Here is a 12,198-nt window from a genome sequence, read left to right as displayed (position 1 = left end):
AGCCGAAGGGCTACTTCCCTTTTTGTTCCTTGGCCTGCAGGATGCGCCGGGCGTTGTTGACCAGCACCGACGACACATCCCGGCTCTTGGCCAGGGCCTTGATATCCTTTTCGCTGAGGATGCTCATGAAACGAAGGGCTTTGGGCAGCGGCGTGCGATTGTGCATGACCAGCGCCCGTTTGATTTCGTAGTTTTTCAGCCATTCGTTGTTGAGGGTGATCAGCCGGATCAGTTCTTCGCTCGAGCTCTTGTTCTTGGCGATGGCGAGGACTTCGCCGTCGGTGATGCGGGGATTTTTCAGGACAGCGGCGGAGACGAGCTTGTTGGCCTCCTTGATCAGTATGCTGCGCCATTCCTTGTCGCCGGTGAGCCCCATCTTGATCTTTTCGGCGACGGGCATTTCCAACGATTGCTGGTATTTGGAGAGATTGACTGAATCTTCCTCGGCCTGATCGTCCTCTGCCTCGGTCCCGGCGACTTCGACTTCGTCCCCGTCATCATCAGGCAGCGTCTCAGGTTCGGGCACCGGCGGCGAAACTGGCAAGCCGAGATGGGCCTTGGTTTCAGCGTCGACCCGAGGGTTGGCGATCAGCGCCGCGCGCAGCTCAGGGGCACTTTCCAGCAACCGCTGCTTGGAGGCGAAGAGGGCGAAGACCGGTCCCCGGCAATGGGTGGCAATATTGATCAGGGTCGGCAAGGTGATTTCGGGGGATTTGAACAGAGCGCCGACCACCCGGACATCCTCCAGGCGGACCCGGGCAATGAGTTCCAGGTGTTTGGGGTGCAATTCCCCCTCGGCGGTGATGAGATCGGCCAGTTCACCGCTGTCTGTGGCAGACAGGGCCGCAATGACCGCCTCCTTGACCATCCGGTCGGCGCTCTGGAAAAGAAAGAGGTAGACCGTCAGCAGATCTTTGAGGGAGAGGGCGGCCTCGCCGCGCAACGCCGCCAACTGCTCCTCGCGGGAAGCCTCCTTGACCAGCCGCACCACTGCCGGTGAAACCATCAGCTGGTTCGGCTTAGTTCCGGATTGGGGCATCCCTGACCTCCATCCTTGCAATCACTGGGGGAAGCTGCCAGCCCTGCCGTTTCCTCATCCCCACCTCATGGATTGCGCAGTACCCGCGCCTCCAGGCCGGCGGCCCGAGCCTGATCGGCGACTTTTTCCGCTTGCGTCTTGTCGGCAAATCCACCGAAGGAGACGCGCCACAAGGTGGTTTTCACTTCGGCCCGTTCCTCGGTCACCGACACGCCCCGCGCCGCCAAGGCCTGGATCGCGGCCTGCGCCTTGTTCGTATCATTGTACGAACCGGCATAAAGGGCGAGGGCATCCCCCCGGGGCAGAGTGAAATTCTTGGGAACCATGGGTTCCAGTTCCTGCGCCTTGGCCCGTGCGGTTGCGGGGGGATAAACGCCGATCAGAAGACGGGTCATGGGCAGGGTTTTGCTCAGAGGCGTCACCTGCGCCTCATAGCCCAGCGCTTTGATTTTGGCAATCGCCTGATCGCGGTTAGTCGTTTCGCCATAGGCACCGGCCTGGATCAGGTAAGGCCCGCCCAGGGTGGCCACCGGAGCGGGAGCTGGTTTTTTTACTGCCGTTTTTTCCGGCGCGGGTTTCGCCGGCGCTACGGGTTTTTCCGTCCCGGTTTTCACCGGCGCCGGACTCGGACTCTTCGCCGGAGCGGGGGCCACCTTGACGGTCTCTTTCCCGGTTGCAACCGTCCCCGTAACCGGCGGCTCGACCTTGCCGCTTTCCGTCGGACGCGCCTGAGCCTCGACCGGTGCGGGGGCCTCTGGCGGCGCCGTCGCATCCGGGGTCCAGGCGGAACCGATCGGTTGCGCCACCGTCGGAGGGATTTCCTGCAGAGTTCCACGGGGGGCTTCGGTCGACACCGCCACCTGACCTTCCGCGACCTGTTGCGCCGCGCCGGCGCCGGCACTCACCGAGCCCCCTTCGGGGCGTTCCGGCATCTCCAGAGTCTGCCTGCTCGGCAGGGGTTCGACCTTCAGCCGGGCATCGGGAGGCACCGGGCTGGAGGTAAAATAGTAGAAGCCTACGGCGGACAAAAGCATCACCAGTGCCCCGTAGTAGATCATGCGCGACGAGGAACGAGAAGGCTTGCTGCGGGGAAGCTCTTCCTCCCCAAGAGACCGGGAGGAGTCCCCTACCGGGGAGTTTTTTTTGCTCAACTCGCCGTCATCGGCGAGGCTGTCGTCGGAAGGCTCCTCAGCAAGAGTGAAATCCCCCCCGGATTCGGCGTCGAATTTGCCCCAGCCGTCATCGGTATCGAAATCGTCATCGAACTGCCCGAAGGTAAAATCCTTGTCGTCGTCCTTCACCTTGTCGTCATCGTCCTTCATCGTCTTATTCCTGTCTTCTTCGATTAGCCTGGAAGCGCGCCTAATTCTTCAAAAAACCGGCGGCCCCCCTGGAAGGGCCGCCGGCGTCTTATCATTCCGCCGCCGCGCTCTTGTGCTCGGCCAGAATCTTGGCCGTCAAGTGGGCGGGCACTTCTTCGTAGTGGGAAAATTCCATGGTGAAAAGACCCCGGTCCGAGGTCATCGAGCGCAGCTCGGGGGCATACTTGAGGACTTCGGCCATGGGGACCTGCACGGCGATGTTCTGGCTCCCCCCCTGGGGTTCGACGCCGAGGACCTTACCGCGCCGGGAGTTCATGTCGCCGATGACGTCACCGACGCAATCGTCGGGGACGGTGATTTCCATGTGCATCACCGGTTCGAGCAGAACCGGGCCGGCCTCCTCCATGCCTTTTTTAAAGGCCATCGATCCGGCGATTTTGAAGGCCATTTCCGACGAGTCGACACTGTGATGTGATCCGTCGTAGAGGGCTACCGAGAAATCCTGCACCGGATAACCGGCCAGAATTCCATGTTTAATCGATTCCTGAATCCCCTTATCGACCGCCGGAATGAACTGCCGGGGAATGACGCCACCGACGACCTTGTCGATGAACTGGTAGCCCGCGCCCCGCGGCAGGGGAGCGATTTCGATATGGACGTCGGCAAACTGACCGCGTCCGCCCGATTGCTTTTTATGACGATAGTGCTGTTTGACGGTCTTTTTGAAGGTTTCGCGATAGGGCACTTTCGGCTCTTTGAGCAGGACCTCGACGCCGAACTTGCGCTTGAGCTTTTCCACCGCGACCTCGACATGGACCTGTCCCATGCCGGAGAGGATCATCTCCTTGGTTTCTTCATCCCGCTGTACGTTGTAGGTGGGGTCTTCCTCCATGATCCGGTGCAGCGAGCTCATGATCTTGTCTTCGTCCCCCTTGCTCTTGGCCGCAAGGGCGAAGGAGATGACGGGCTTGAGGGCCAGCGGGCTCTCAAAGACGATGGGCTTGGCGGTATCACAGAGGGTATCGCCGGTGGCAGTTTCCTTGAGCTTGGCGACGGCGACGATATCACCGGCTTCGGCCTCGGTCAGGGCATGCTGTTTTTTTCCTTCCAGTTCGAAGATCTGGCCGATGCGCTCGGTGGTGTCCTTGTTCGGGTTATAAACCGTCGAATCGCTCTTGAGGGTCCCCGAATAGATGCGGAAAAGTGTCAGTTTGCCGGCGTAGGGATCGCTGATCGTCTTGAAGACCATGGCCGAAAAAGGCTCTTTCGGATCGGGGCGGCGCTGATCGGCGTCGCCGTTTTTAGGATTGGTACCATACTGGATGCCCTTGTCGATGGGGGACGGCAGGCAGTTGACGATGGCGTTGAGCAGGTTGCGTACGCCGATATTGGCGGTGGCGCTACCACAGAGAACCGGGGTGAAGACCCTGGTCAGGGTGCCTTCACGCAGGCCGCGAAGGAGTTCGTCGCGATCAAGGGATTCGGTTTCCAGGTATTTCTCCATCAACTCGTCGTCGGCCTCGGCCGCCGCTTCGACCATACTGAAGCGCAGGCGCTGGGCTTCCTCCAGATACTCGGCGGGGATCTCCGTTTCATCATAGGTCCCCTTCCCGTCGAACTTGAAGAATCGGGCTTTCATGTCGATCAGGTCGATGATCCCCTTGAAGTCTTCGCCGGAACCGACGGGCATGGCGATGGCAATGGCCCGGGTATCGAGACTCTTCTGCACATCGTCAACCGCCTTGAGAAAGTCGGCGCGGTCGCGATCCATCTTGTTGACGAAGACGATGCGCGGCACCTCGAATTCGTTGGCCCACTCCCAGATTTTCAGGGTCTGGGCCTTGACCCCATCGACGGCGGAAACGACCAGGACCGAGCCGCCGAGGATGCGCATGCAGTTGCGGGTATCGTGAAGAAAGTTGGTATAGCCGGGGGTGTCGACGATGTGCAGGCTGCAATCGCCCCACTCGCAATGGTTGAGGCTGGAGCTGATGGTGATTTGCCGTTTGATCTCCTCCGGCTCGAAGTCCATGGTCGAAGTGCCGTCATCGACCCGGCCGAGACGATCGGTCATGCCGGTGTTGTAGAGGATCGCTTCAGTCAGGGATGTCTTTCCGGCATCCCCTTGCCCGACAATTCCCAGGTTACGCAGTTTGGCCGTTTCATACTTTCCCATGATTCCTCCTTACAGTTCACCTCAGGGTGAAACCAGCTACAGGATTGACGTCAGGAAACAACGGATACGGGGACCAACCCCGGCAATCTCTATTCGACCCGCAAAAGTCAAACAAACAAATTCTGCTTATTTATTAAGAAGTTTTAGCTCCTTTGTTGCGACAATAGATGATCCGTAATCCCTCCAGGGTCAGCATCGGCTCGACCTCGTCGATGCCTTGGGAATCACCGGCGACCAGCGGCGCCAGACCGCCCGTCGCGACGACCAGCGCCGCCTCCCCCAGTTCCCGGTTCATGCGCACGACAATGCCGTCGACCAGCCCGACATAACCATAAAAAATACCGGCCTGCATGCTGTTGACGGTGTTCTTGGCGATGACCTGAGGCGGCCGGCGAATATCGACCCGGGGCAGTTTGCTCGCCCGCATGAAAAGCGCTTCGGCAGAAATAGCCACCCCCGGCGCGATGGCGCCACCGAGGTATTCCCCCCGGGCGGAGATACAGTCGAAGGTGGTGGCCGTGCCGAAATCGACGACGATCAGGGCGCGACGGTATTTTTCAAAGGCCGCCACGGCGTTGACGATGCGGTCGGCGCCGACCTCCTTGGGATTGTCGTAGAGAATCGGCATGCCGGTCTTGATCCCGGGACCGACGACGTAGGGCGGCTTGTTGAAACAGGACTGGCAGAGTTGCACGAAGGTGTCGAGGACCGACGGCACCACACAGGAGATGATGACATCGTCGACCTCGGCGAAGGCCAGCCCGGAAAGGCTGAAAAGGCGCTCGATGACAACGATGTACTCATCGGTGGTGCGGGTCTTGTCGGTGGTGATCCGCCAGTTACGAACCAGAGTTTCGCCGTCGTAAAGACCGAGAACCGTATTGCTGTTACCAATGTCGATGACCAGAAGCATGGAGTAGTCGCATATCCATTTAAGTGGTTGAGGTTTTCGGCATCATCCCTTGGGCGATGTCCGCTCCAGGGGTCGGACATCCCCGGCGAGAATCTTTTCGAGGGTACCTTCGGCGCGAACCAGCAGGCCGCCGTCCGTGTCGAGCCCTTCGACTCGCCCCCGGATCAGTCGGCTTTGGCAGTCGACCTCCACGTCCCGGCCGATGAGGTCGCACATCTCTTCCCAGGCGCGAATGACGGGGGGAAAACCGGAGGTCAGATATTCGCCGTAGAGGCTGTCCAGATGGCGATAGAGGGCGCGAGCGAAGGCCAGGCGGGAGACTTCGCGGCCGGTTTCAATGGCCAGGGAGGTCGCCGGATAGCGGAGATCGTCGGGGAATTGCTCGGGACGCATATTCAGGTTGACGCCGATGCCAAGGACGATATAACGCACCCCCTCGGTTTCGGCATTCATTTCGTTGAGCAGACCGGCGACCTTGCGGCCGCCCAGGAGCACATCGTTGGGCCACTTGACCAGCGGCCGGAGACCGCCGATTTCCTCCACCGCCCGGGCCACGGCCACGGCGGAGAGAAAGGTGAGTTGCGGACCATCGTAAGGGAGAATCGGAGGGCGAAGCAAAATCGAGGTGTAGAGATTGACGGCCGGCGGCGAGGCCCAATAGCGGCCGAGGCGGCCTTTTCCCGCTGTCTGTCGGTCGGCGATCACCACCGTCCCTTCGGGATGGCCGTTATCGCCGAGCTCGCGGGCGCGCAGGTTGGTCGAGTCGGTTTCGTCGAAAAAAACCAGTTCCCGACCGATGATGCGGGTATCGAGACCGGCCCGCACCTCCTCGGCGAGCAAAACGTCGGGCAAGGAGGTCAAACGGTAGCCCCGGGAAGGGAGCGCTTCGATGGCGTAGCCAAGAGACCGTAAATGACGGATCTTTTTCCAGACGGCGGTACGCGAGACCCCCAGCTTTCGGCTGATCTCCTCCCCGGACAGCAGCGTCCCGGGATGAGCGCGAAAGAGTTGCAGGATGTCTTCGTGTTCCAGTCGTTGCCCCATGGGGTCTATGGCCTGTCCTTATTGAAAGAGCATGGAAATATCGGCGGAGCGGTAAGAGTGGGTCAAGGCCCCGACGGAAATGAAATCGACGCCGGTTTCGGCGATGCCCCGCACGGTATCGAGATTGACCCCGCCCGAGGCTTCGGACAACGCCCGCCCGTCGATGAGCCGGACGGCATCCTCGAGCATGGGGATATCCATATTGTCGAGCAGGATGATATCGGCTCCGGCCTCCAGCGCCTCGGCCACTTCGGTGAGGTTCTGGGTTTCGATTTCGATGCGCAGGGTGTGGGGCGCCCGATTGCGCGCCCGCTCAATGGCGACGGCGATGCCGCCGGCGGCGACAATGTGGTTTTCCTTGATGAGGATGCCGTCGTACAGGGAGGTGCGATGGTTGCGCCCGCCGCCCATGCGCACCGCGTATTTTTCAAGGACGCGCAGTCCCGGTGTGGTTTTGCGGGTATCGACCAGGGTCGCCCGGGTGCCCTCGACGGCGCGGACGTATTGAGCGGTCAGGGTGGCGATGCCGCTCATGCGTTGGAGCAGATTCAGCGCGACCCGTTCCCCTTGCAACAGCAGCGCCGCCTCTCCCTTGATCCAGGCAAGGACCTGACCACGGTCGACGGCACGGCCGTCTTCGATAATCTTCTCGAAGGCGACCCCATCACCGACCAGCCGAAAAACCCGGGCGGCGACATCAATGCCCGCCAGGACGAAATCCTCCTTGGCGACCAGTTGCGCCCGACCGGGAGTCCCCGGGGCTACCGTGGCCAGCGTGGTGACATCCCCCAGGCCGATATCCTCTTGCAACGCCGTCTGGATGATACGATCGATTTCAAACATTTGCGCTCCTGCCTAACATATTGAAAACGCTTTTTATATAGCACATTAACAAAAGCCCTCGCAACTGAAAAGCCCGAAGGCCGGCAATCTTACCCTCCCCTTCGGGACCGTTGATTTAATCTTTACATTTTCAGTGGTTGTGCTAGAAAAAAGGGCCGTCTCAAACCAGCCCCGAACTATCGCACAAGCGCCCGCCGGGGCGCATTTTTCCCTCCCTTCCATTTTCTTCTCCCCGGAGTTGCTCGTGACCCGTAATTTCCTTCCCGTCCTGATCGCCCTGACCCTGGCCTGCGGCGCCTGCGTCAGCAACAGCGCCTACCAGCAGAAGCTCGACGAAAACGACTTCATCACCCGACAACTCGGCGAGATGGAAGCCGACTGCCAGCTGGTCAAGGATCGCCGGGACTACCTGGTGAAGCTCAACGGCGATCAGGAGCGGCGCCTGCACGAGCTCACCCGTCAGGAAACCCGGCAACGGGCGGAGCTGAAGAAAGCCAAGGAAGATATTGCCCGGCTGGAGAAGGTTCTTGCTTCGCGCTCCACCGAAACCGGCGCCGCCATGAAGGAGATGCGCCAGACCATCGACCGTCTGGAGGAGAAAAATCGGGACCTGGAACAAGAACGCCTGGCCCGGGAAGCCCGCCTGGTGAAAATCCGGGAAACCTATGACGAACTGACCGTCCTTTTGGCGGCGGAAATCGGCCGGCGGGAAGTCGTTCTCGACACCCATCCCGACAGCCTCTCCATCGATCTTTCGGAAAAAATCCTCTTCGATTCGGGGGCGACCGAAGTAAAATCGGCGGGGCTGGAAATCCTGCGCCGTCTCGGCGGGGTCCTCGTCAACCTTCAGGGGCATGACATCCGCATCGAAGGACACACGGACAATGTGCCGATCAGCTCGCGCCTGCGTGAGAAGTTCCCCAGCAACTGGGAGCTTTCGGCGGTGCGGGCGGCCAGCGTCCTGCACTTTCTGCAGGAACAGGTTGGTTTGCCCGGGGAGAGCCTCGCCGCCGTCGGTCACGGGGAATTCCGACCGGTCGCCGACAACGCCACCCCCGAAGGCCGGGCGCTCAACCGTCGCATCCGGATTCTGCTCAAACCGCAGGATCTTCCGGCAGCTCCCTGATGGCTTCCATGACGGCAATTGAATGGATCTTCTGGGACAATGACGGCGTCCTGGTCGATACGGAAGACTTCTATTTCCAGGCTTCGGCGGAGCTGCTGAGCGAGGCCGGCGTCGAGCTCAGCCGCGAGCAGTTTATCGAGATTTCCCTGCGGCGCGGGGCGAGCGTCTTCGATCTCGCCGCGGGAGACAAGCTCTATCTCGACAGCCTGCGCGAGCGCCGCAACCAGCGCTACGCCGAGCTGCTCGCGCAGGGGGTGGCACCCATCGCCGGCGTCGCCGAAACCCTGCGCGTCCTGCACGGGCGGGTCAAAATGGCGATCGTCACCAGCTCCCACCGTGACCACTTCGACCTCATCCACCAAGGCACAGAGCTGATGGGCTATTTCGATTTCATTCTTACCCGGGAGGATTACCGGCACACCAAACCCCACCCCGAGCCCTACCTGACCGCCCTCACCCGCAGCGCCGGTGACCCGGCACGCTGCCTGGTGGTGGAGGATTCGCAACGGGGGCTGGAATCTGCCGTCGCCGCCGGTCTCAGGTGTCTGGTCATCCCCGGGCAGCTCAACCGACAGAGCGATTTTTCTACCGCCCACGCCATTCTTGAAGAGATTACCGAAGTCCCCGGCTACCTCCGCTAGCCGATGTCCGCTTGCTCGGCCTGATGCTGCTGGTCGGCATCGTCCAGGGAGTGACCGGCAGCGACGTAGTATCCCAGTCCGGCAAATAAAAGCAAAATCCCATTTTCGATACAAAAAAGCCGAAGCGAACGCTTCGGCTTTTTTGGTGGGCAGCAGGGGGGATCAGGGATAGACCCGGGCGAGAAATTCCGTGACGCAGGCGGGCTTCTCCCCGCCCTCGATCTCCACGGTGATGAGATAGGTGATCTGTACCGCCTCGCCGATCTTTTCCGCCGCCGCCAAAACAGTGCGGGCGCGGATGCGGGAATTCACCCGCACCGGCGCGGGGAAACGGACCTTGTTGGTGCCGTAATTCACGCGCATGCGCATGCCGGGATAGTTCTTCTGGAAAAAATCGGGGTGGTTGCTTTCGGTGAGGTAAGGCAGGAGCGAGAGGGTCAGATAGCCATGGGCGATCGTTGAACCATAGGGAGATTCCTTGGCGGCCCGCTCAGGGTCAATATGAATCCATTGAACATCGCCGGTCACCTCGGCGAAACGGTCGATCCGTTCCTGGGTAATGGTCAGCCAGGGACCGACATGGATTTCCTGCCCCAGTTGCGGTTGCAGAAAGGTCAACAATTCATCGGCGGCCATCGTTTTTCCTTTTTTTCATCGGCTACTCCTCACTCCTCACCGCTTTTCAAAAACTCCACCACCTGCCGCAGCGCCTGGCCGCGATGGCTGATGCGGTTTTTTACTTCCAGCGGCAGTTCGGCCATGGTCTTGCCGTATTCCCGCACCAGAAAGAGTGGATCGTAACCGAAACCACCCTCCCCGCGCGGAGCGTCGAGAATCAGCCCTTCGATTTTGCCGTGAAAGATGCGCGTTTCCTCACCGGGCCGGGCCAGGGCCATGGCGCAGCAAAACGCTCCCTGGCGTTCCTTGTCCGGCACTTTGGCCAAGGCGGCCAGCAGTTTTCGGTTGTTGTCGGCATCCGTCGCTTCGGGACCGGCGTAACGGGCCGAATAGACACCGGGGGCGCCGTCCAGCGCCGCCGTTTCCAACCCGGAATCGTCGGCCAGGGTCGGCAGGCCGGTCAGGCGACAGACCGTTTCCGCCTTCTTCACGGCATTCTCGGCGAAAGTCGCGCCGTCCTCCTCAACCTCGGGGAGATCGGGGAAGACGTCAGGGCCCTTGACCGCAATTCCGAGTTCGTCGAACAGACGACGGATTTCCTTGAGTTTCCCACCATTGCGGGTGGCGACCAGCAGTTCCATCCCCTACCCCTCCAGAGCCGCTTGCTGCAAACGGGCCAGCTCGCCGCAACCGGAGAGGGCGAGATCGCGCAGGGCGTCAAGTTCGGCCAGGGAGAAGGGGGCTTCCTCGGCCGTTCCCTGGACCTCGACGAAGAGGCCGGAGCCGGTGATGACGAAGTTCATATCGACGGCAGCGCGAAAATCTTCATCGTAATTGAGATCGAGCAGCGGCCGGCCGTCGACGATGCCGACGCTCACCGCCGCCACGCTCTCGCGGATCGGCGAGGCCGACAACAACCCCTTGGCAACCAGACCGTTGACGGCATCGACCAGGGCGACGTAGGCGCCGGTGATGGAGGCGGTGCGGGTACCGCCGTCGGCCTGGAGGACGTCGCAGTCAATCTGGATGGTGCGCTCGCCGAGGGCTTCGAGATCGACCACCGCCCGCAGGGAACGGCCGATGAGGCGCTGGATTTCGTGGGTGCGTCCGCCGATCTTCCCCTTGGTCGCTTCCCGAGGGCTGCGGCTGTGAGTGGCGCGGGGCAACATGGCGTATTCGGCGGTGACCCAGCCCCGCCCTTCGCCGCGCATGAAGGGGGGCACCCGCTCTTCGACGCTGGCGTTGCACAGGACCCGGGTCTCGCCGAAGCTGACCAGCACCGAGCCTTCGGCGTAACGGGTAAAGTTGCGGGCGAATTGAATCGGACGCAGGGCGTCGGGGCGGCGCCCGTCGAGGCGGGCGTTGCTTCCATCGGACATCAAAGAATTCTCCTATCGGCTTTCGACAAAGGTTTTAAGCCCCTCGAAAAGGGCTTGAATCAGGCGGGTTTGTTCTTCGGGGCGGGTGAGTCGTTCAAAATCGTCGGCATTGGTCAGATAGCCCAGTTCGACCAAAACACTGGGCAGATCACCCCGACCCAAGGGAAGCAGGGGCGCCGGGAGAATCCCCGCGACCGCAAAGCCCGCGCCGGTCAGGGCGCCGCGCAGGGCCTCGGCCAGACGCATGCTGCCCCCCTGCGCCGCCGGTTGGGAGACGCCACGGGTTTCCTCGCGGGGACGGACGAAAAGATAGAGGCCATGCGTCTCAGGGTGGGAAGCGGCCTGAGCGTGGAGTTGCAGCAGGGCAGCGACATCGGCCTCGCCGACCGGCTGCAGGCGCTGCTCCAGGGTCAGGGCATAGTCGCTGTCGCGGGTCAGGCGCACCCGTTCGGCGCCGAGCTTCATCTTGATCTGTTTTTCCAGCTGCCGGGCGATCTCCAGAACGACATCCTTTTCTGTGGACCCGTTCAGGCCGATGGAACCGGGATCGTCGCCGCCGTGACCGGGATCGATCACCACTTTGCCAATCGTTGCCTCGGGAGCAAGCCCTTTCTTCTCGAGAAGTCGGGCGAAAAACAGGTCGAGGGAGTCGGCCTCGGGCGCGGGGGGCGGTTCCTGCGGGTCGAGGTTGCGGTAGGTGACGGACAGCCCCAGCAGGGCCGGCAGATATTCGCGCACGAAGCTCTCATCCACCCGCAGCCGGCCGTCGATGAAGCGCGGTGCCTGGGGCAACGTCATCACCTGGGAACCGAGGCGGATACTGGAATTGCCCGGGACGACGGAGATCTTGCCGTAAGGGGTGGAGATCTGGTAGAGCCGGGCGGAGGAATCCCACTGGCCGCTCAGGCCGAGGGCCGGGAGCACGTCATCGAGAGCAAGAAAGATCGACCCCTGGTGGGTATAGACCTCTTCGATGATCACCGGCGTCCGGTTGACCAGGGTCACCTCGACCTTGGCCAGGGCCCGATCCTCCCCCCAAAGCAACAACGCCGACAAAAAAAGCAAAAAACGCCACATATAAATTCACCTCGTAGCAA

At 61.3% G+C, this 12,198-nt stretch carries 12 protein-coding genes; 2 read left to right on the top strand and 10 right to left on the bottom strand.

Annotation, left to right across the window (positions count from 1 at the left end):
- Window positions 1–10 precede the first annotated feature (10 nt).
- The 6 genes from BQ4888_RS00200 to nadC all read right to left on the bottom strand — a co-directional run bounded on the left by BQ4888_RS00200 (window position 11) and on the right by nadC (window position 7,337).
- On the bottom strand, window positions 11–1,039 hold the full coding sequence (locus BQ4888_RS00200) for a hypothetical protein (protein ID WP_092052178.1): 1,029 nt from the start codon (window positions 1,037–1,039) through the stop codon (window positions 11–13).
- Between the two features lie 65 nt (window positions 1,040–1,104).
- Entirely contained in the window at window positions 1,105–2,361 is a 1,257-nt protein-coding gene (locus BQ4888_RS00195; protein WP_092052175.1) for an SPOR domain-containing protein, read from the bottom strand.
- Between the two features lie 91 nt (window positions 2,362–2,452).
- On the bottom strand, window positions 2,453–4,537 hold the full coding sequence (gene fusA, locus BQ4888_RS00190) for an elongation factor G (protein ID WP_092052174.1): 2,085 nt from the start codon (window positions 4,535–4,537) through the stop codon (window positions 2,453–2,455).
- Window positions 4,538–4,670: 133 nt separating this feature from the next.
- The gene (locus tag BQ4888_RS00185) at window positions 4,671–5,450 is read right to left on the bottom strand and encodes a type III pantothenate kinase (protein ID WP_092052171.1); all 780 of its coding nucleotides are present in this window, start codon (window positions 5,448–5,450) and stop codon (window positions 4,671–4,673) included.
- 42 nt (window positions 5,451–5,492) lie between these two features.
- Window positions 5,493–6,494, bottom strand: a complete 1,002-nt coding sequence (locus BQ4888_RS00180; protein WP_092052169.1) for a biotin--[acetyl-CoA-carboxylase] ligase — start codon at window positions 6,492–6,494, stop codon at window positions 5,493–5,495.
- Window positions 6,495–6,512: 18 nt separating this feature from the next.
- Window positions 6,513–7,337 carry a carboxylating nicotinate-nucleotide diphosphorylase gene (gene nadC, locus BQ4888_RS00175; protein WP_092052167.1) on the bottom strand — a complete coding sequence of 275 codons (825 nt, stop codon included), beginning with the start codon at window positions 7,335–7,337 and terminating at the stop codon, window positions 6,513–6,515.
- A 244-nt stretch (window positions 7,338–7,581) separates the two neighbouring features.
- Between nadC and BQ4888_RS00170 the strand changes: the two genes are divergently transcribed.
- Window positions 7,582–8,463 (top strand): OmpA/MotB family protein, encoded by an 882-nt coding sequence (locus BQ4888_RS00170; RefSeq protein WP_092052165.1) that lies wholly within the window; start codon window positions 7,582–7,584, stop codon window positions 8,461–8,463.
- A gap of 8 nt (window positions 8,464–8,471) precedes the next feature.
- A complete protein-coding gene (locus BQ4888_RS00165; RefSeq protein WP_092053408.1) occupies window positions 8,472–9,104 on the top strand; it encodes an HAD family hydrolase in 633 nt (210 codons plus the stop codon).
- Between the two features lie 162 nt (window positions 9,105–9,266).
- On the opposite strand, the gene BQ4888_RS00160 is transcribed toward BQ4888_RS00165, so the two are convergent.
- The 4 genes from BQ4888_RS00160 to BQ4888_RS00145 are packed head-to-tail and all read right to left on the bottom strand — an operon-like array spanning window position 9,267 to window position 12,178.
- Window positions 9,267–9,740, bottom strand: a complete 474-nt coding sequence (locus BQ4888_RS00160; RefSeq protein WP_092052163.1) for a MaoC family dehydratase — start codon at window positions 9,738–9,740, stop codon at window positions 9,267–9,269.
- A 29-nt stretch (window positions 9,741–9,769) separates the two neighbouring features.
- Window positions 9,770–10,363, bottom strand: coding sequence for an XTP/dITP diphosphatase (locus BQ4888_RS00155; protein ID WP_092052160.1), 594 nt, complete (start codon window positions 10,361–10,363; stop codon window positions 9,770–9,772).
- Between the two features lie 3 nt (window positions 10,364–10,366).
- Complete coding sequence (gene rph / locus BQ4888_RS00150; protein WP_092052159.1) at window positions 10,367–11,101, bottom strand: ribonuclease PH; 735 nt, start codon at window positions 11,099–11,101, stop codon at window positions 10,367–10,369.
- 12 nt (window positions 11,102–11,113) lie between these two features.
- On the bottom strand, window positions 11,114–12,178 hold the full coding sequence (locus tag BQ4888_RS00145; RefSeq protein ID WP_092052156.1) for an N-acetylmuramoyl-L-alanine amidase: 1,065 nt from the start codon (window positions 12,176–12,178) through the stop codon (window positions 11,114–11,116).
- Between the last annotated feature and the right edge of the window lie 20 nt (window positions 12,179–12,198).

The organism is Desulfuromonas acetexigens, from assembly GCF_900111775.1.
GTDB classification, from domain to species: domain Bacteria; phylum Desulfobacterota; class Desulfuromonadia; order Desulfuromonadales; family Trichloromonadaceae; genus Trichloromonas; species Trichloromonas acetexigens.
The sequence above is the reverse complement of the archived record's forward strand: the minus strand, read 5'-3'. Positions and strand labels throughout refer to the sequence as shown.

Bases quoted from the DNA above. Each gene is read 5' to 3' on its own strand.
- BQ4888_RS00200 (WP_092052178.1), bottom strand. From the start codon at position 1,039: ATGCCCCAATCCGGAACTAAGCCGAACCAGCTGATGGTTTCACCGGCA.
- BQ4888_RS00195 (WP_092052175.1), bottom strand. From the start codon at position 2,361: ATGAAGGACGATGACGACAAGGTGAAGGACGACGACAAGGATTTTACC.
- fusA (WP_092052174.1), bottom strand. From the start codon at position 4,537: ATGGGAAAGTATGAAACGGCCAAACTGCGTAACCTGGGAATTGTCGGG.
- BQ4888_RS00185 (WP_092052171.1), bottom strand. From the start codon at position 5,450: ATGCTTCTGGTCATCGACATTGGTAACAGCAATACGGTTCTCGGTCTT.
- BQ4888_RS00180 (WP_092052169.1), bottom strand. From the start codon at position 6,494: ATGGGGCAACGACTGGAACACGAAGACATCCTGCAACTCTTTCGCGCT.
- nadC (WP_092052167.1), bottom strand. From the start codon at position 7,337: ATGTTTGAAATCGATCGTATCATCCAGACGGCGTTGCAAGAGGATATC.
- BQ4888_RS00165 (WP_092053408.1), top strand. From the start codon at position 8,472: ATGACGGCAATTGAATGGATCTTCTGGGACAATGACGGCGTCCTGGTC.
- BQ4888_RS00160 (WP_092052163.1), bottom strand. From the start codon at position 9,740: ATGGCCGCCGATGAATTGTTGACCTTTCTGCAACCGCAACTGGGGCAG.
- BQ4888_RS00155 (WP_092052160.1), bottom strand. From the start codon at position 10,363: ATGGAACTGCTGGTCGCCACCCGCAATGGTGGGAAACTCAAGGAAATC.
- rph (WP_092052159.1), bottom strand. From the start codon at position 11,101: ATGTCCGATGGAAGCAACGCCCGCCTCGACGGGCGCCGCCCCGACGCC.
- BQ4888_RS00145 (WP_092052156.1), bottom strand. From the start codon at position 12,178: ATGTGGCGTTTTTTGCTTTTTTTGTCGGCGTTGTTGCTTTGGGGGGAG.